Genomic DNA, 18848 nt, shown 5'->3' with positions numbered 1-18848 from the left:
AGCCTATTTTTTTGCCCAGATCAGTCCATAATCCATCTGCGTCGGAATATTTTCGGCAGTCGGCTTAAGGCCAGCCGCCGAAAACCAGCTTCGGTATTCGGCGCGGCTGTAACAACGGCCTTTGGTATTCCAGAACAACTGGGCCGAATAATCGGTAACAGCTAGTGGGCCATCTAAGCCATCATTCAGAAAAGCGTCGTGTACCCATAATTCGCCACCGGGGCGCAGGGCTGCGGCAAAGCGATGGGCAAGCAGCTGGCAGGTGGGTGTTGGCCAGTCGTGAAAAAGACTGGCTGCCAGTAAAATATCCGCTTGGGGAAGCGCATCGGTTAGCATGTCGCCCGATAGAAACGTTACCCGATCTTTCACCGTATCTGCCCCCGGCCGACCACTTTGGCTGAATTCATCCAGTAGTTCAGTCGCTACGGTCAATACCGCCGGACGATCCAGTATAGTTGCCGTGGAGTCGGGGTTAATCAGCAGCCATTCGTAGGTGTAAAAGCCGGTGCCTCCTGCAACATCCAGTAAATGCCCTTCTCGTTTGGTCAGGTTCATGGCTACAATGGGCGAAAGATGACGGGCGCGTCCGGCCAGGCCAAGGGTAAATTTTCGAGACAACTCAGGGTCGTCCATAGGGGAGGGTTCTTCGCCTTCCTTCACAAATGAAATACCGTCTGGTGCCTGAAGCGGGCCATCGTTTTTAAGTCGGATAGCCATTTCGAGTACGCCTGGATCGTCCTTTTCTAAACCCGTGTAGCCCGTTAAATTAGGCGTTTGGGTTTGTACCAGATAGCGACCTAATTCGGTGATGCCTATCCGTCCCAATTCGTCCTGCTCGAGTAGTTCCATAGCGCACAAAGTCGGAAATAATACCATTGCCGGACGTTCGCCTACCTGTAAACGATTGCGTAAGTCAAGTGGGGATAGGGGGGCACTACTTAATTCCTCAAATACATGCAGATGATGAACGGCTGCCAGTAACAATCGGGAGCCAAACATTGCTCGCAAGTGGCGTGTAATTGGAGCGAGGTCGGGTTGGGTCATAACGGATATCGTAAACTAAAAGATGAGCGACAAAATTGGACTTCAAAGATAGAGCTCATTAACTAAAGGAGACAGGACATACACCACGTCTTCAGAGACGTGGTGTATGTCCTGTCTCCTTTAGTTAATGCTCTTTTAGAAAAAAAGTAGTGAGTAGCTAGCCCATAGTAATGGGTTTTGTGTCATAGTAAAGAACCCTAACACGATTTAATGACAAGCACAGCTATTCAAACAGTTTTCCAGCGCTTTGCTTCCCTGAAGGTGGGCGTTATCGGCGACTTTGCCATTGACCTTTATTTTACGCTACAAACCCAAACTGGCGAACTATCTCTTGAAACAGCGCTGGAGGTATTTTGGGGCAGCCAACCCAGTGCATCACTAGGTGCTGCGGGTAATGTCGTTCAGAATCTGGTCGCTCTGGGCGTCTCGGATATTCAGGTGATTGGCTGTGTAGGCAATGATTTATTCGGGCGGGAGATGCAACATTTATTCCGTTCGCTGGGTGTGCAGACGCAGCATTTACGGGTACTCGACCAGAATTGGGATACTTGCCTGTACACCAAACCGAATCTAAACGGCCAGGAGGCTAACCGGATCGATTTCGGTATTGCCAATACGCTGGATGATGCCGTTTTTATAGATCTGATCATGAGCCTGGAGCAAGCCTTAACTACGCTCGATGTAGTGATCATTAACCAGCAGTTTGCTAATCCGTTACTCGCTACCAATCGGGCTACTATCCTTAATGACTTAATTGCCCGCTATCCCAATGTTCAGTTTTTGGTCGATATGCGTGATGTCGGAAAGTTGGTACAACAGGCTACGCTAAAAGTAAACACAGCCGAACTCGCCAAATTTCTGGGCATCGAAGCGCCCGAACACCCTGATCTGGACTGGTGTATCCAACAGGGCAATACCTTTCGCGAACAAAGCGGTGGCCCCTTGCTGATTACACGCGGTCACAATGGGATTTTGTACCTGGATGATGCCGGCGCACAGTTAGTTGCAGGACTGCCACTACAAGGGGAACTCGATACCGTTGGCGCAGGCGACACCGTTGTGGCAACCTGGGCGGCCTGCATAGGTGCTGGTGCTTCACCCGAGCAGGCCCTGGCGATCGCTAATCTTGCGGCTGCCGTTACGGTTCAGAAATTAAATCAAACCGGTACAGCCAGCCTGGCCGAAATCCTTGCCCTGAATAACACCTACCATTCTCATGACTAACGAAACCTTACAACAGTATCGTCAGGAGTTACATGATCACCTGACCAATGAGTTATTGCCTTTCTGGACGCAACGGGCCGTCGACCGCGCAAACGGCGGCTTTATCACTCACTTTGATCAGTACGGGAACGATTCAGGCGAAGATGAGAAATCGCTCATTGCGCAAACCCGTTCTATTTATACCTATTCGTCAGCTCATCGGGCCGGTTTTGGTACTGGCGAACTGGCTGATATGGCCCGTCACGGCGTCGACTATCTGTTGACTAACATGTGGGATCAGGAACACGGCGGCTTTTACTGGATGACGAACCGCAAAGGTGAGGTGCTGAACGATCAGAAAATCGTGTACGGTCAAAGTTTTGCCATCTATTCCCTGAGCGAATATACACTGGCAACGGGCGATACGCGTGGTATAGATTATGCACGGAAGGTGTTCGATCTGTTGCAGAAATATGTAGTGGATACCTGCCACGGTGGCTATTTCGAGATGTTTCACCGTGACTGGACGCTGAAAGGGCCGGGCGCTGCCGGAGGTGACCGTAAAACGCTCGATGCCCATATGCACTTAATGGAGGCTTTTACAACCCTATATGAATGCACACAGGAGCCTATTCATCGTCGTAAACTGCTGGAAGTTATTGAACTTCTGGTTACGAAAATCATGCACCCAACCTATGGTACAGGTGTGCCACAGTTCTGGGCCGACTGGCGGGTGGCTCCTCAAATCAAGTTCGATGTCATTTGGGGCTGGGATCGGTTTACGGAAGATGGCATTAAGCGGGAGGCTGAAGATAACACCAGCTATGGCCATAATGGTGAGTTTGCCTGGTTGCTGATTCACGCCCTCGATATACTTCAACTCCCTTATGATACTTATCACGATCAACTGTTAAAATCCTTCTCACACGCCGTTGACTACGGGGTAGACTGGGAGCATGGGGGCGTTTTCGTAGAAGGATCGCATAGTGGTGACGTATACGATCGCGAAAAAGAATTCTGGCAGCAGGCTGAGGTGCTGATTGGTTTTTTAGATGCCTATCGGATTCTTGGCGATGAAAAATATTGGAATGCCTACGCAAACGTTCACCGATTCGTACTGGACAAAATGGTTAACCATAAAGTAGGAGAGTGGTGGCCGCTTATGACCCGGCAGGGTGTTCCCATCTGGACGCACATGAGCCATTCCTGGAAAATCAACTACCATACCGTTCGTTCGGTAGTGCAATCGATTCGGCGGCTGGATAAACTGATAACTATAAAAAGCGATTAAAAATGTACTCTTATTCCAGTTGATTGCTTAAACGGATTGAGCTTATTATTATGTAGAAAAAGTGCAAAATTATAGTTGTATATTTTAATTTACTTCAATAACTTGACCGTTAAATCAACCCTTTTACGGTCATGAAAACCTCACTTTTGGTAATTGCCCTTTTGCTGAGTACCGTTCTGCGTGGTCTGGCTCAGGCCGACAACGATGCCATTAAGCGCGTGCTGCTTAATGAGACCGAAGGTTTTTTTACACGAGATAAAACGAGGTGGTCAAATGCCTGGGCGCATACCCCTTATGTCAACTTTGCCGCTAACTTATATGGCGGAGATTTCAGGCTCATAAAAGGCTGGAGCGATCTGGAAAAACAATTTGCCAGTCAGTTTAAAAGCTCCAAAGTAACGGATAAAGTTATGGTTCAGAACGCCAATTACACGATTCACCAGAATGGTAATATGGCGTTTGTTAGCTACGATCAGACCTTAGTAGATAGCCACGGGAAAACCACGTCGAAAGAAACCCGGGTAGTGGAGAAGCTGAACGGACAATGGAAGATAATCAACGTGATTGCGCTTACGAATCTCCAGAACTTTGCGAAGAAATAAGGCGTGTGGAAGTAAACAAAAACGGGCTGGATTCCTCATCCAGCCCGTTTTTGTTTATTCAATAGTGTTTAGCCTGTTAGGCACCAAACTGCTTCACCAGTCCTTCCAGCGTATGCAGTGGCTGAACGCCTGATTGACGCCAGACAATCTTGCCGTCTTTAAACATAATCATCGTTGGAATGCTCCGAATCTGATATTGCTGAGCGGCTGCCTGCGCTTTATCCACATCAATTTTAATGACCCGGACTTTGTCGCCAGCGCGTTCGGTAAGTTGTTTCAGGATAGGAGCCTGTTGTTTACAGGGACCACACCAATCGGCGTAAAAATCGACCAGAACCGGCTTATCGCCCTGAATGAGGTCTTTGAATGATTGCTTGTTCATAGAAATGTTGTTTGAAGTCCGACATTTGTAGGTTGAGGTTTGGAGTTCATTACAACGTCAAACCTCGAACTACAAACATGAAACTACTTTTATTGTTCTTCGTTGACGGGCTCATTCATGATTGTATGACCCATCTTATCGCGCTTTGTTTGCAGGTAACGTACATTATGAGGATTAGACTTAATTTCGATGGGTACCGTGTCGATGATTTCCAGACCATAACCCATTAAACCAGCTCGCTTTTTCGGGTTGTTTGAGATAAGCCGTAGTTTACGAATACCGAGATCCCGTAGGATTTGCGCGCCAATACCATAGTCGCGGGCATCCATAGGCAAACCCAGGTCCAGGTTCGCTTCGACGGTATCACGGCCCATTTCCTGAAGTTTATAGGCTTTCAGTTTGTTCATCAACCCAATGCCTCGCCCTTCCTGAAACATATACACAATTATACCCTTGCCCTCGGCTTCCACCATCTCCATAGCAGCATGTAGCTGTGCGCCACAATCGCACCGGCAGGAGCCGAAAATGTCGCCCGTAACGCAGGAAGAGTGCACACGAACCAATACAGGTTCATTGGGCTCCCAACTGCCTTTTATGAGCGCTAAGTGCGTATCGCCCGTGTTACTTTGCTTGTAGGCAATCAGGTCGAAATGCCCCCAGGCAGTGGGCATATCCACACCAATTTCCCGGTGGATCAGCGTTTCGGTGCGGAGACGGTACTCGATCATATCCTGAATACTAACGAGCTTCATCCCGAAGCGGTCGGCCATCACCCGCAATTGAGGTAATCGGGCCATGGTACCATCTTCGTTCAGCACTTCGATTAGCACACCCGCGGGTGACAGACCCGCCATTTTCGCCAGATCGACGGCCGCTTCGGTGTGGCCCGCCCGACGAATAACGCCACCCTCTACCGCCCGAAGTGGGAAAATATGACCAGGGCGTCCCAGGTCATCTGGTACAGTGGTGGGGTCGACCAGCGCCTGAATCGTTTTTGACCGGTCTGAAGCTGATATCCCTGTGGTACAGCCACGACCCAATAAATCAACCGACACCGTAAAGGGCGTGGTATGAACCGATGTATTGCTGGTGACCATCATGTCTAAACCTAGTTCCTCGCAGCGTTCGACCGTTAGCGGAACACACATGAGTCCACGGGCTTCGCGCACCATGAAATTGACCATTTCAGGCGTAACCATTTCGGCCGCACAGATCATATCTCCCTCATTTTCGCGGTCTTCATCATCGACTACGATCACAATTTTGCCCGCTTTGATATCGGCAATAGCTTCCTCAATGCGGTCCAGCCGGATAGGTACTATGTCGGCCTGGTTTAACTCGTTACCGGCAATTGGCTGTTGGCCAGTGCCTTCAGAGTTGGTACTATTATTGCTCATCTTTTTTGGTCTATGCGTGTCGGTGAAAGTATATTTGGTAGCTAATTCGCTGGCTGTCCAGATGGCCAGAAAATACAGTTGACCTACACTCAGTTTGATCTGAAAACTGATTTTAAGAAAGATACGTTTCGCCGGATGCGAAAATGTCCGTTGAGCCGTTTTCAAGCATAGGCAGGACTAAATTAAAAAACGATAAAAAAGACCCTCTGTGCGAATTTTACGATTGTGGCTGATTGAAATTGGGGCGAAGGCCAGTGTAGTGGCTTATTGGATAATTATGGCGCTGGTTGGCCTACTGATCTTCGGCGGATCGCCTGCCGCTCAGGCCCAGAATGCCTGTGCAAATCCACTATTCCCCGGTAGTTTTTCCCTCAGTAAAGATAAAATCTGCGTTGGTTCGCCAGTTACTATTGTCGGTGTGCCAGGTACTATAATCAATGCCGGGTATAATTTTCAGTATGATGGTAAGAGTTCGATTGACAAAGTTACCCTGTCAACATCGACCACTTTTTCCTATACTGCTCCTGGCTCGTATACAATTATACAGGGAGGTAGTGGTAATGGAACGGGGACGGGCACGATCTTGTGTAAGGAAGTTACCGTTCTGCCCGTTGATCAGGTGAAGTTTACGGCTAAGTCTTGCTCAGGCCGAAGAGCTCAGATCGTTCCCGATGCATCGACATTAGGGCAGTATGATCTGTACGAAATTTATTGGGGCGATGGTGTTCGGGAACAAAAAACACGCGCCGAGATGGCTCTTGAGCTATCTCATACCTACTCAAATGCGGGGTCTTATACGATAACGCTACAGGGAATTTACAACGCTCCAGCCAGTTGCCGATCAACAATAACCCAGGCAGCACCTATTACGGTTTCTGCTACGGCCGCACAGCCTATTATCACAGCTTTAAAAACGGTCAGTGACAATTCGATTGACATTACCTATCAGGCCAGCACTGGCTCATCGGTGCAACTTTATCAGAAGGTAAACGGAACCTATACCGCAACAGGCCAGAATGGTACGGGCGCGGGGTCGTTTACCGTTCAGACCGATGCCAAACAGGTTCAGTGCTTTCAGGTACAAACGCAGGACGCCTGTAATAGCACCCCCCTAAAATCTGACGAAGTATGCAGTCTGGTACTAGATGCCAAAGCGGCTAACAAGCAAAATAACCTAAGCTGGCAACCCTACGCCGGGACTATATCGGCAACAACGCAGTTTAGAAAATACGTTATCTATAAAAATAACCTGCCTTCTGGTACACTAACGAATAGTGCTGCCAGTACTTATAGTGATGCCAGTAACATTACCTGTGGAGCGCAGTATTGCTATACGCTTGAAGCCACTATTTCGGGTACTGCACAGACCGTTGTCACATCGGCACCTACCTGTGTACTGGGCATTAACGGCGAACTACCGGGTGACCTGGGCAGCACGGTTGTATCAATAGAAGATAACCATCCCCGCCTGGTGGCCTCGTTGCCGACCACAGGTGCATCGGCCAGTTATACGCTCATCATCAGCCGCGCCAGTGGCTCTTCGGGTACGTATCAGGAAATTGCCACAGTCGCGAATAAGAATACATTCATTGATGAAACCGTAGACCCATCGACAGGTTCGTATTGTTACGAGGTAACCTACATTAGTAATTGTGGACTGAAATCAGCCCCGTCGAGCCCGGTGTGTACGGTTTTTTTAACGTCAAAATCAGAGACTGGTATTGACTGGACGGCCGAATCTCCTTTTAATCCGGAGAAAACAGGTAACTATGTGATCGAAGTAATCGATTCCGTGAATAATACCAGACGAGAGATCACAAATATTGGTGTTAATACGCATTATGATTTGAGTGCTACGGATCTGGACATACAATCGCAGAAATACCGGATCATTGCTATTTCTGAAAATGGAACAGTCAGCTATTCGAACTTCTTTACCTTCCGGCGCGAAGCTAAAATCTGGATACCTGATGCATTCACCCCAAATAATGACGGGCTGAATGATACATTTGTTGTAAAAGGAGTCTATTTCGATCAGTTTAGACTGATCATGTACGACCGCTGGGGAGAAGTTGTTTATGACACAAGGGATAAAAACCAGGGATGGGATGGTAAAGTAAAGGATCAGGATGCCCAACCCGGCCAGTATATGTACCGCGTTGAAGTAATTGATCTGACCGGCGTGAAAACTGTTCGGACCGGTGCCGTGTTGTTGATTAGATAATGGGAAAGGAGTGAAGTAGGTGGAGTAAGTGTAATGCGTAAGTTCGATTCACTCACTCCACTTATTACACCTACTCCACTACTTACTAACTACTTAAGACTATGAATATGATGGATATGTTCGGGAAGATGAAGGAAGTTCAATCCCGAATGAAAGATGCTCAGGAAACCCTAAGTGCCGTTACCGAAACGGGTGAATCGGGAGCTGGATTAGTTAAAGTGACGGTGAATGGCCTGAAAAACGTCCTGAAAATAGAAATCGATCCTGATCTGATACGGCCCGACGACCGTGAAATGTTACAAGATCTCATTGTTGCAGCTACCAACAAGGCAATGGGCAATGTTGAAACAAAAGCCCGCGAACACCTCCGTCAGGCCACCGAAGGACTATTGCCTAACATTCCCGGCCTGAATCTGGATGGTCTGATGGGCTAAAAAAGGTATACGGTATACAGTTTATGGTTTTCAGTAGTCGGTTTTTAGCAGAGTCTTTGCCGCCGGATACTGAAAACCGTAACTTGTAAATCGTAAATTTGCGGTGTGACTACCCTTGCCATCGTTATTCTTAATTACAACGGACAACCGTTTTTAGCCAAATTTCTGCCTGCGGTTCTGGCCACTGCCGATGGACACCCGGTTTATGTAGCCGATAGTGCTTCTACTGATAACTCCGTTTCCTTTCTGCGAGCTACGTTCCCCGACGTTCGCGTTATTGAACTTCCTCGTAATGAGGGGTATGCAGGAGGTTACAACCTGGCTCTCGATCACATTCGAACCCACTATGGGGGTGCTACCTATTATGTTCTGCCCAACTCCGATATTGAAGTAACACCTGGCTGGATTTCGCCTGTGCTTGATCTGATGGAAGCCAATCCGACTATTGCAGCCTGCCAGCCCAAGATTCGTTCATATAGTGAGCGCGAGCTGTTTGAACATGCGGGAGCTGCCGGTGGCTTTGTCGATTGGTTAGGCTACGTTTTCTGTCGGGGACGTGTGTTTGCTACGTTCGAAACCGATCATGGACAATACGACGACAACCGGCCGATTTTCTGGGCAACGGGTGCCTGCCTGTTTGTAAAGGCTGAGGTATTTCACCAGACGGGTGGTTTCGATGCATCGTTTTTTGCCCACATGGAAGAAATTGACTGGTGCTGGCGAATCCAGCGATTAGGCTACCAAGTCTGGGCCTGTGGCCAGTCGACGGTTTATCATGTTGGGGGAGGTACGCTCCACAAATCTAATCCGCATAAAACCTTTCTGAATTACCGGAACAGCCTGCTGATGCTCTACAAAAACTGGCCCGCGGATGGCTGGTTATGGGCCAAAATTCTTTTCCGGCTGGTGATGGATGGCGTATCATCACTGCTCTTTATACGGGAAGGGCAATGGCCTGATGTGTGGGCTATTGTGCGGGCGCACTTCGCTTTTTACGGCGCAGTACCGAAACTTCACCGGCAACGGAAGGTATTGAAGCAACAGCAGATAACCGAGGTAAAACTATACCCTAAAAGTATTGTCTGGCAGTATTTTGCCAAAGGCAGGAAGACGTTTGGAGAAATGAATAATGGTTAATGTAAAATGGATAATGATCTCAACGCTGGATCATTATCCATTTTACATTAACCATTATTCATTTATACGTTCACAACTCCCAAATGGTTGGGTGTGCGTGCCGACGCATATGCTTTTTCATTTCCATCCAGAAAGCCAGTATTAGATAAAGAACAACTGGGGAGCCAAGGGTCAGAAAAGAGGTGTAGATAAAATATAAACGAATACTGCTGGCTGAGATATTCATCTTTTCCCCTAAACGGGAACAGACACCGAATGCCTGGCTTTCAACAAAATAACGAATCTTATTCATTTTTTTTGTTCAGAAGTGTGTAATACCCGGTCAGTACTAAACTGTAAAACTAACGATGGTATTTGATAGAATGTTTGCCGTTTACGAAGAAAGCCAATATAAACTTAGTGAAATTAGGTAAAAAGTCCCTCTAAACTAATTGAAGTCAGAACATTTTTGTTTTCTTTGTGTTGTGACGGGGTTAACGGCACATAAGTGCCATTTTCACCATTACATTTAACAAAGTTCGTTGATTCTCAACTAAATATCTTAACAATTCGATGTTACGGTATTTGTTTCCTGAATCTTTGTTAATAACTGACCCCTTAAATGTTTAATTGTTTAATTGTTTACGTTTTATGCAAACAGGTGAAGTAAAATTCTTTAACGAAAGTAAAGGCTACGGATTCATTGTTGAAGATGGTACCAACAGAGACATTTTCGTTCACATCACTGGCTTGAATGGGATCACCATTCGGGAAAAAGACCGGGTGCAGTTTGAAGTGGTAGACGGCAAAAAAGGACTCAATGCCGTAAAGGTGCAGAAAATTAGCTAATTAGATTACTCTCCAGCATCGACTAACGAAATAGAAACCCCACCCGGTTTTCAGGTGGGGGTTTCCTTGTTTAATTGCCTGTCCAGCCCTTTATCTGATCCAGGCTAGGCATAGGAACATCCATTTTTAATTTCTTGCGAACACCCCCAAGGTCGTTAAAGAGTTTGTTGGGATTGCCTGCACGAAGTTGTTCTACCGTTTGAAAGCCTAATTTCTGTACCGCTGGAACCCACTCAATTGGAACGCCAGCTGCTACAAAATCACTTTCATCAGATTGCTCCAGTTTCTTTTCGGGGCGCATCTGCGGGAAAAACAGAACATCCTGGATAGATGGCTGGTTGGTCATAATCATCGCCAGTCGGTCGATACCCAAACCAACACCTGCCGTTGGCGGCATACCGTATTCAAGGGCACGCAGAAAATCTTCGTCCAAAACCATCGCTTCTTCATCACCCCGTTCAGCCAGGCGCAACTGCTCTTCAAAACGCTCGCGCTGATCGAGAGGATCGTTCAACTCTGAGTAGGCATTCGCGATTTCTTTTCCGTTGCAAATAGCTTCGAACCGTTCTACCAGGCCTGGTTTGCTTCGGTGCTTCTTGGTCAACGGCGACATCTCAACGGGGTAATCTGTAATGAATGTCGGCTGAATCAAGTTCGGTTCACAGGCATCGCCAAATAGCTCGTCAATTAACTTCGACTTGCCCATGGTACTATCGACTTTAATGCCCCGACTTTCGGCCACTTGCCGAAGTTCAGCTTCCTCCATAGCCGATACATCCACACCCGTATATTCCTGAATAGCCTCGAACATGGTCAGGCGTTTCCAGGGGCGTTTGAAATCAATAACGTTTTCGCCGACAGTAACTTTGGTGGTTCCGGCTACATCCAGCGCTACTTTTTCAACCATCTCTTCGATGGTGTCCATCATCCAGAGGTAATCTTTATACGCAACGTAGAACTCAACCTGGGTAAACTCTGGATTGTGCGTACGGTCCATGCCTTCGTTCCGGAAATCTTTGGCAAACTCGAACACACCGTCGTAACCGCCCACAATCAGGCGCTTCAGGTATAACTCGTTGGCAATCCGCATGTAGAGCGTCATGTCGAGCGAGTTGTGGTGGGTGCTGAACGGGCGTGCGGTTGCTCCGCCGTGGATCGGCTGTAAAATGGGCGTTTCGACTTCCAGATAGCCCTTCTGGCTCAAAAACTGCCGAATCGAGTTCACCAGTTTCGTCCGTTTTACGAATACATCGCGCACCTGCGGATTCACGATCAAATCCACATATCGCTGCCGGTAACGTTGCTCCGGATCTGTAAAGGCGTCGAAGGTTTCTTTTTGCCCCTGCTCATTGATGACTTCCTTTACCACAGGCAATGGTCGTAGTGATTTATTCAGGATCTTAAATTCCTTCACGTAAACCGACAGTTCGCCGGTTTTGGTCGTGAATACATGACCCCGAACACCAATAATATCACCAATATCTAAGAGTTTCTTAAAGACGGTATTATACAGTGTTTTATCCTCGCCGGGGCAGATGTCGTCGCGCCGGAAGTAGCATTGTATCCGCCCGGTAGAGTCCTGTATTTCGGCGAAGGATGCACTGCCGCTAATGCGGAATACCATCAATCGGCCTGCCAATTGGACATTGCCCCAGCGTTTGTCGCCCGAGAAATCCTGTTCGGGTTCAGCAGTTGGGAAAGCCTCCCGGATATCGGCAATAGTGGCCGTTACGTCAACTAGTGCAGCGGGGTAGGGGTCGATTCCCATCCGCATTAATTCTTCGCGCTTTTGTCGGCGGTTTATTTCTTGTTCACTCAGTTGCATGATTGTCAATAAGTTGGTCAATCAGCAGGTTGACCAGTAATTAAGGCCGCAAAAATAGTGAAAAGGATTGGCGTTTGCAGAGTAGCGGCATTAGTTACCTACGGATTTACTTCCACCATCGCCTTAATCACTCCATTGGCCGGGTTGAGCCAGCTGGCAAATTCGTCGCGAACCTGCCCAAAGGCTACCCGATGCGTAATGTAGGTCGTTGGATCGACCTGGCCATTTTTCATGGAGGCAATCACATGCTCGAAATCCTGTCGGGTTGCATTTCGACTGCTCATAAGGGTGCCCTCCCGCTTATGAAACTCCGGGTGACTGACCGAAATTTCGCCTTTCTGCAAGCCAACCAGGACATAACGAGCGCTGTGGGCCATATACTGAAAGGCATTGTTAATAGCACGCAGATTACCCGTTGCATCAATTACTACGGTAGGCATTTCGCCGTTTGTGATCGCTGCCAATTGCTCCAGCACATCTGGATCTGTTGCCAATACCGTGTGTTTCACGTTCAGCCGATTTTTGCAGAAGGCAAGTCGTGATGCATTGATGTCGAGGGCAATCACGTTACCCCCGGCAATCCGGGCAAACTCCATTACGCCCAATCCTATGGGACCAGCGCCAATAACCAGCACCCACTCCCCCGGCTGTACACCGGCCCGGCGAATCCCATGTGCGCCAATGGATAAAGGTTCTACTAAAGCCAGTTCGTCGAAACTTAGTCCATTGCCATGCACTAAGGAGTAGGAGGGAACCGATAAGTATTCCACCATGCCCCCATCTTCATGCACACCACTTACGCTAAGGCTTGCACAGCAATTGGGCTTGCCCGATCGGCAGGCAATGCAATGCCCACAGTTAAAATAAGGAATAAAGGTTACGGCTTCGCCGGACTCAAATCCAGGAGCATCGTCGGCTTCAACGAGTTCTCCGGCTAGTTCATGGCCTAGAATACGAGGATAATTGAAAAACGGCTGTGTTCCTTCAAACGCATGGAGATCGGTACCACAGATGCCAATTCGCCGAATCTGTATGATGGCATTTCCGGGAGTCAACTCCGGCTTGATACCTGATTGATAGATTAACTGCCCTGGCGTTGTACAGACTAAGGTTTGCATTAAAGTTTGTAGTTTGTAGTTTGTAGTTTGTAGTTTGAGGTTCACTGAGGCCGGAAACATCGAACCTCAAACGACAAACTACAAACTTATTTTAAGAAGCATTAGCTAAGGCCCGGTCGAGATGAACGTACCCGCCATCTACGTAAAGGAGTTGACCAGTAGTGTGACTGGAGCGATTGGATAGTAAAAATGCAGTGGTATTGGCAATTTCTTCGGCGGTTGTCATCCGGTTTTCGAGGGGAATATGCGCAACGATCGATGCCAGTTTTTCGTCTGGATTGGGTAAGGTATTGATCCAGCGTTCATAGAGGGGTGTCCAGCATTCGGCCACAACAATGGCGTTAACCCGGATGCCGTATTTGAGTAACTCGACCGCCCACTCGCGGGTCAGTGCGTTGCGTCCGCCGTTGGCGGCAGCATAAGCGGAAGTGCCTCCTTGTCCTGTATCGGCCGTTTTAGAGGTGATATTGACGATGGCTCCCTTTGATTCCTTCAGTGCAGGTAGCGCATGATGCACGATCAGGTAGTAGTGGACCAGATTCTTATGAAGTGAAGCTATAAACGACTCGTAATTGCCGTTTTCCAGACCAACGCCATCATTTACGCCAGCATTATTAACAACCCCATCGATCCGTCCAAATCGGCTCAGCACAGCCTGAACAGCTTTGGCTGATTCTTCGGGCTGGGTCAGTTCAGCTACAACCTGAAAGGCCTGATGTCCGGCAGCTTCAATTTCCGCCACGACTTTCTGATTATCGGCTTCATTTCTTCCAATAATAACAGGAATGGCACCTTCGGTGGCTAACACGTTTACAATGCCTTCGCCAATGCCCTTGGCACCACCTGTAACGAGGATAACCTTGTTTTGCAGTTGTAAGTCCATATCTATGATTAACTACATGTTCGATGAAAAAAAGAAAGCCCTCACGCAAGCCGGTGGGGCTTTCCGAACTACCAACCTATGAAAAAACTCCTACATAATGGAGTTATTGACGTTGTCCTGAACTTTATTCGAGTGCAGGATGATTCTTTAGGACTTATTCAATAGACGCTAGTGATTCTCTGGATTCTGGTTATTAATAAATCAATAGCATCTATAGAATCAACAGAATTCAAATTAATTACTTACTAATGTGAAGCGGTTAGCGTCACGTTCTTGACTGAAAAATTCTTTATGGCAAAATACAGAATCGGTAAAAAACAGATAGCTGGAACCAGGTAGGCCATCTGCATCGTGGTCAGATCAGAAACACGACCCATAATGACTGGAAAAACAGCCCCGCCCCCAATAGCCATAATGACCATGGATGATCCCAACTTTGTTTTGGATCCTAATCCCCGAATACTCAGCGAAAAAATGGTAGGAAACATGATCGACATGAAAAATTCGACGCCAACCAGCGTATAAACTGTTAGTTGTCCATGACCAAACACCGCAATTGCCAGTAATCCAATGTTGAGTAGACTATAGATAGCCAGTAAATGAGGGGGAGTAATGTATTTCATAAGGAACGTACCGAAGAAGCGACCAACCATAAAGCCGAGCAAAGCAAACGATAACAACTCAGCCGCTTCTTTTTCGCCAATATCGGCTACCTGCCCTACGAACCGGATAAAAAAACTACTAATGCAGACCTGTGCACCCACGTAGAAAAACTGAGCAATTACGCCCAGAACCAGATTTTTTTCGGAGAGAATAGAGCCCTGACTCGTTGTTGGTGAGTCTTCTTGCTCCTTGATAACAGGTAGCTTAGTACGGCTAATCAGCAACGCCACCAGCAACACAACGCCCCCAATCACTAGAAATGGAATTTGTACCGACGATGCTTCCGCTTTCAGATACGCTTCGAATTGTTCTGGCCCCATAGCTTGCTGCTCAGTAGTCGACAAATTCTTGCCTGATAGAATAAATTTGCCACCCGCAAGAGGAGCCAGAAAGGCTGCCAATCCATTGAAAGACTGGGCGAAGTTGAGCCGTTGTGTGCCTGTTTCAGCATCGCCCAAGGCGGTGATATACGGATTTGCCGCTGTCTCTAATAGGGTTAGTCCACTTGCAATGATGAACAGAGCCACCAGGAAAAAAATGAACTGCCGTGCGTCAGCTGCCGGATAAAATAAACAGGCCCCCCCAGCAAATAGTAATAAGCCAAACGTAATTCCTGCTTTGTACCCGTAGCGTTTCATAAATAGGCCAGCGGGCAGAGCCATAAGAAAATAGGCAATGTAAAAAGCGGAATCAATCAGAGCTGATTGAACATCGCTTAATTGACAAGCCTTTTTGAGGTGCGGAATCAGAATGGGATTCAGATTCACCGCAAATCCCCAAAGAAAGAAGAGAACCGTTATTAAAGCGACGGCGAAGCGGGTATCAGGTTTAGACACAGGACTTTTTTGGGTTTAGGTGTAAATCCCGTAAGATTACGGTACAAAGTAACTCTATTTCTTAACTCCTATTTTGTAGGAATTTACCCAGATACTAAGCTATATTGGCATGACTTCAGAAATAAGGCTATTCCTGAAGAATATTTTTATGAAACCCCAATTATTAAAAGTAAGTACTGGACCTACCCGTTCGTTCAGTGTACGGCAGGATCAATCGCCTAATATAAATAACCGTTGGCATTTCCATTCTGAAGTTGAGTTGATTCAGTTTCACAAAGGCACTGGCACCCAGTTTGTTGGTGATAATATTAAACGATTTGGGCCGGGCGATGTGGTGCTTGTAGGGGCCAATCTGCCCCATTATTGGCGCTATGATGAGCAGGAACTGCCTGATAATCAGAATTTACAGCCTTACGCTACCGTTATTCATTTTACGGAAGATTTCTGGGGAGATCGGTTTCTGACGCTACCCGAAACTAAGCCGATCAAACAGGTTCTGGAAAAAGCGAAACGAGGAATTCTGCTGACGGGGGCTGACCGAGCCTTGATCGGTTCAAAAATTGAAACGCTTTATCAGTTGGAAGGCGCTTACCAATTAATTGCGTTGCTAGATTGCTTACTGGCTATTGCCCAGGCAAAAGAAGTCGAATTGCTCTCCTCACTCGGTTTCGAATACGACTTTGCCGATGCGGAAAATGAGCGGATCAACGCCATTTATGAATTTACATTCAGAGAGTTTAAACAGAAAATAAGGCTGGATGATGTTGCCTCTGTGGCGGGTCTTTCCCCCAATTCATTTTGCCGATATTTCAAGTCTCGCACGGGTAAGACCTATTCGGAGTTTCTGACAGAAATACGGGTTGGCCATGCCTGCCGTCAACTAATTGACAATCGAAGAAGCATTCAGCAGATCTGTTACGAAAGTGGATTCCAAAACGCAACCTGCTTTTTTGAGAAATTTAAAGCCGTTACAGGACAAAGCCCCCTGAGTTATCAGCGTTTCCACCGTAATAATCTATAACTATCCGTCTACTGCCATTGGTGGAGTTGGCTGACCACTCCTCTATATTTTGACCGATCGACAGTAATTTTCAGTATCATTGTGCTATCAAAATGATATTACTTATTCATCTGAATCCTTACGGTCATGGAAGAGAAAAAACTTATTGCCGTTTCTGGTTATCTGTTTGTGTTGCTTGCTTTGGTGTGTTTTGGCCTGGCAGCCCTATTTGTAAGTTATGGCTCAGTTGTCGGCGCTTTATTATTTGTTGCGGGTGGATTCATTCTCAAAGGCATTGTCGTGATTTACCCCAATGAAGGGATGGCCGCTACGTTTTTCGGGGATTATGTAGGGACAATCAAGGAAACCGGTTTGCGTTGGGTAAACCCGCTTTATAGTAAAACTAAGATCAGCCTGCGCGCTCGTAACCTGAATGGACAGACCCTGAAAGTCAACGATAAAATGGGTAACCCTGTGGAGATTGCGGCCGTAGTCGTCTGGCAGGTGAAAGACACGTCCAGAGCCCTATTTGATGTGGACAACTACGTGAACTTCGTGCAGATTCAATCGGAAGCGGCCGTTCGGAAGTTAGCGAACTCGTATCCCTACGACCACATGGAAGACGAAACCTCATCGGTAACCTTGCGGGATAGTACGGGCCAGATCAATGTATTTCTGGAGCAGGAACTGAACGAACGACTCGAACGAGCCGGGGTTGATATTATTGAAGCCCGCGTTAGCCACCTAGCTTATGCCTCTGAAATTGCGGGCGCTATGCTCCAGCGTCAACAGGCATCGGCTATGATAGCCGCCCGACGTTTGATTGTGGAAGGGGCAGTTGGTATGGTTGAAATGGCGTTGGAACGCCTTGAGAAAAATGGCGTTATTGCATTAGATGAGGAACGTAAAGCCGCAATGGTCAGTAATCTGCTGGTTGTGCTCTGTGGTGAAAAGTCAGTTAGCCCCGTTGTTAATGCTGGAACGTTGTATAATTAAAGGAGGAAAGGGAGGATGGAGGAGAGGGAATAAAGGGAGAAAAGGCTGACGCCCGAACTCCTCTCGCCCCTTTCCTCCCTCTCGTCCTTTTCCTCCCCCTTCCTATGGCTGCTGAAAAGAAAGCATTTGTCTTACGAATACAACCCGAAACGCTGAAGGAACTGGAACGTTGGGCGCAAGACGAGTTTCGGAGCGTGAATGGGCAGATTGAGTTTCTGCTTAACGATGCGCTTAAGAAACGGAAAAAGCGGGTGCAGGCATCTAATAGTGAGTCATCAACGCCTTCTGATGAGTAACAGCTATTCGGGTGCAACAACAATACCTTTAGCCGAAGCAGTTTTAGCATCCTGCTCCACTAGTGTATTGTACCGATCTATTACGAGTAGTCGGCCCAATAGACTTCGGTCATTAATATTATGGACTTGTACGTAGTGCTGTAATGTTTTGTCGTGCGCCCTCATCAAGGGCTCATAAATGTCGGTGTGAAATCGCTCCAGTGCCCGTAACCGACCCGCATCGTAGACAAAGTAGTCGAAATGATCGGTGTTTTGTGCCATCTCTGGCTGATCCGCGAAGTAGGCCGGATGAGTAAACGTACGATTGAGTAAACCGTGCCGTTGTCGTAAATGCCTGACAACAACCAGCGATCCATCCATACAAATCTCGAAAATTGCCGGTCTGCTAGGCACGTTGGGCTCATCACGCGCGAGGACTCTAAAGTCCCTATACTTATGAATAGAAAAGTCAAACCAGCCGAACTGACTAAGTTGATTCGCCGATAACGTACGCACTCGACCATCAGTCTGGCGAAACAATACGGTTTCCATTAACCAATTATAACTTAAATCGCCTTCTAAAACGGTCTTGTCCCTGAGCGTTAGTTTACCGGATTGCCAGGTTGGCTTGGGCAAGGCAGCCTGGATAGAAAAAACATGAAAAAGTACAATTGTAATGAGTGATGTAAGAAAGTAGCGTATTTTCATCG

19 protein-coding genes are annotated in these 18848 nt (G+C 47.3%); 10 read left to right on the top strand and 9 right to left on the bottom strand.

Annotated elements, in window-relative coordinates; translation table 11 throughout:
• Positions 1 to 3 precede the first annotated feature (3 nt).
• Positions 4 to 1044 (bottom strand): methyltransferase, encoded by a 1041-nt coding sequence (locus tag EXU85_RS25625; RefSeq protein ID WP_142774816.1) that lies wholly within the window; start codon positions 1042 to 1044, stop codon positions 4 to 6.
• 210 nt (positions 1045 to 1254) lie between these two features.
• On the opposite strand from EXU85_RS25625, the gene EXU85_RS25620 reads away from it, so the two are divergent.
• The 3 genes from EXU85_RS25620 to EXU85_RS25610 all read left to right on the top strand — a co-directional run bounded on the left by EXU85_RS25620 (position 1255) and on the right by EXU85_RS25610 (position 4140).
• Entirely contained in the window at positions 1255 to 2268 is a 1014-nt protein-coding gene (locus EXU85_RS25620; protein ID WP_142774815.1) for a bifunctional heptose 7-phosphate kinase/heptose 1-phosphate adenyltransferase, read from the top strand.
• Positions 2261 to 3538 (top strand): AGE family epimerase/isomerase, encoded by a 1278-nt coding sequence (locus tag EXU85_RS25615; RefSeq protein ID WP_142774814.1) that lies wholly within the window; start codon positions 2261 to 2263, stop codon positions 3536 to 3538. The genes EXU85_RS25620 and EXU85_RS25615 overlap by 8 nt, the downstream gene beginning before the upstream one ends.
• 131 nt (positions 3539 to 3669) lie before the next feature.
• Positions 3670 to 4140, top strand: coding sequence for a hypothetical protein (locus EXU85_RS25610; RefSeq protein WP_142774813.1), 471 nt, complete (start codon positions 3670 to 3672; stop codon positions 4138 to 4140).
• Between the two features lie 76 nt (positions 4141 to 4216).
• Here EXU85_RS25610 and trxA read toward each other — a convergent pair whose 3' ends face one another.
• Together trxA and EXU85_RS25600 are read right to left on the bottom strand one after the other, a co-directional pair.
• Positions 4217 to 4522 carry a thioredoxin gene (gene trxA, locus EXU85_RS25605; RefSeq protein ID WP_142774812.1) on the bottom strand — a complete coding sequence of 102 codons (306 nt, stop codon included), beginning with the start codon at positions 4520 to 4522 and terminating at the stop codon, positions 4217 to 4219.
• Positions 4523 to 4611: 89 nt separating this feature from the next.
• Positions 4612 to 5919, bottom strand: coding sequence for a bifunctional 3,4-dihydroxy-2-butanone-4-phosphate synthase/GTP cyclohydrolase II (locus EXU85_RS25600; protein WP_142776833.1), 1308 nt, complete (start codon positions 5917 to 5919; stop codon positions 4612 to 4614).
• Between the two features lie 208 nt (positions 5920 to 6127).
• Here EXU85_RS25600 and EXU85_RS25595 point away from each other — a divergent pair, with 208 nt between their 5' ends.
• From EXU85_RS25595 to EXU85_RS25585, 3 genes are all read left to right on the top strand, one after another.
• A complete protein-coding gene (locus EXU85_RS25595) occupies positions 6128 to 8143 on the top strand; it encodes a gliding motility-associated C-terminal domain-containing protein (protein ID WP_142774811.1) in 2016 nt (671 codons plus the stop codon).
• A gap of 101 nt (positions 8144 to 8244) precedes the next feature.
• Entirely contained in the window at positions 8245 to 8577 is a 333-nt protein-coding gene (locus EXU85_RS25590; protein WP_142774810.1) for a YbaB/EbfC family nucleoid-associated protein, read from the top strand.
• 105 nt (positions 8578 to 8682) lie between these two features.
• Entirely contained in the window at positions 8683 to 9714 is a 1032-nt protein-coding gene (locus EXU85_RS25585) for a glycosyltransferase family 2 protein (protein WP_142774809.1), read from the top strand.
• A gap of 70 nt (positions 9715 to 9784) precedes the next feature.
• Here EXU85_RS25585 and EXU85_RS25580 read toward each other — a convergent pair whose 3' ends face one another.
• Positions 9785 to 10006 carry a PspC domain-containing protein gene (locus EXU85_RS25580; RefSeq protein ID WP_142774808.1) on the bottom strand — a complete coding sequence of 74 codons (222 nt, stop codon included), beginning with the start codon at positions 10004 to 10006 and terminating at the stop codon, positions 9785 to 9787.
• A gap of 338 nt (positions 10007 to 10344) precedes the next feature.
• On the opposite strand from EXU85_RS25580, the gene EXU85_RS25575 reads away from it, so the two are divergent.
• Positions 10345 to 10542 (top strand): cold-shock protein, encoded by a 198-nt coding sequence (locus EXU85_RS25575; RefSeq protein ID WP_142774807.1) that lies wholly within the window; start codon positions 10345 to 10347, stop codon positions 10540 to 10542.
• Between the two features lie 70 nt (positions 10543 to 10612).
• On the opposite strand, the gene lysS is transcribed toward EXU85_RS25575, so the two are convergent.
• The 4 genes from lysS to fucP all read right to left on the bottom strand — a co-directional run bounded on the left by lysS (position 10613) and on the right by fucP (position 15867).
• The gene (lysS, locus tag EXU85_RS25570; RefSeq protein WP_142774806.1) at positions 10613 to 12367 is read right to left on the bottom strand and encodes a lysine--tRNA ligase; all 1755 of its coding nucleotides are present in this window, start codon (positions 12365 to 12367) and stop codon (positions 10613 to 10615) included.
• A 98-nt stretch (positions 12368 to 12465) separates the two neighbouring features.
• Positions 12466 to 13485 (bottom strand): zinc-binding alcohol dehydrogenase family protein, encoded by a 1020-nt coding sequence (locus EXU85_RS25565; protein WP_142774805.1) that lies wholly within the window; start codon positions 13483 to 13485, stop codon positions 12466 to 12468.
• 91 nt (positions 13486 to 13576) lie between these two features.
• Positions 13577 to 14368, bottom strand: coding sequence for an SDR family oxidoreductase (locus EXU85_RS25560; protein ID WP_142774804.1), 792 nt, complete (start codon positions 14366 to 14368; stop codon positions 13577 to 13579).
• Positions 14369 to 14613: 245 nt separating this feature from the next.
• Entirely contained in the window at positions 14614 to 15867 is a 1254-nt protein-coding gene (gene fucP, locus EXU85_RS25555; RefSeq protein ID WP_142774803.1) for an L-fucose:H+ symporter permease, read from the bottom strand.
• 148 nt (positions 15868 to 16015) lie between these two features.
• Here fucP and EXU85_RS25550 point away from each other — a divergent pair, with 148 nt between their 5' ends.
• From EXU85_RS25550 to EXU85_RS25540, 3 genes are all read left to right on the top strand, one after another.
• Positions 16016 to 16888, top strand: coding sequence for an AraC family transcriptional regulator (locus EXU85_RS25550; RefSeq protein ID WP_142774802.1), 873 nt, complete (start codon positions 16016 to 16018; stop codon positions 16886 to 16888).
• A gap of 126 nt (positions 16889 to 17014) precedes the next feature.
• Positions 17015 to 17863: an SPFH domain-containing protein gene (locus EXU85_RS25545; protein ID WP_142774801.1), complete on the top strand. Its 849-nt coding sequence runs from the start codon at positions 17015 to 17017 to the stop codon at positions 17861 to 17863.
• A 104-nt stretch (positions 17864 to 17967) separates the two neighbouring features.
• Positions 17968 to 18159 (top strand): Arc family DNA-binding protein, encoded by a 192-nt coding sequence (locus EXU85_RS25540; RefSeq protein WP_142774800.1) that lies wholly within the window; start codon positions 17968 to 17970, stop codon positions 18157 to 18159.
• A 3-nt stretch (positions 18160 to 18162) separates the two neighbouring features.
• Here EXU85_RS25540 and EXU85_RS25535 read toward each other — a convergent pair whose 3' ends face one another.
• Positions 18163 to 18846 carry a hypothetical protein gene (locus tag EXU85_RS25535; protein WP_142774799.1) on the bottom strand — a complete coding sequence of 228 codons (684 nt, stop codon included), beginning with the start codon at positions 18844 to 18846 and terminating at the stop codon, positions 18163 to 18165.
• Between the last annotated feature and the right edge of the window lie 2 nt (positions 18847 to 18848).

The organism is Spirosoma sp. KCTC 42546 (assembly GCF_006965485.1).
Classification (GTDB): Bacteria; Bacteroidota; Bacteroidia; order Cytophagales; family Spirosomataceae; genus Spirosoma.
This window is presented reverse-complemented; position numbering and strand designations above follow the sequence as displayed.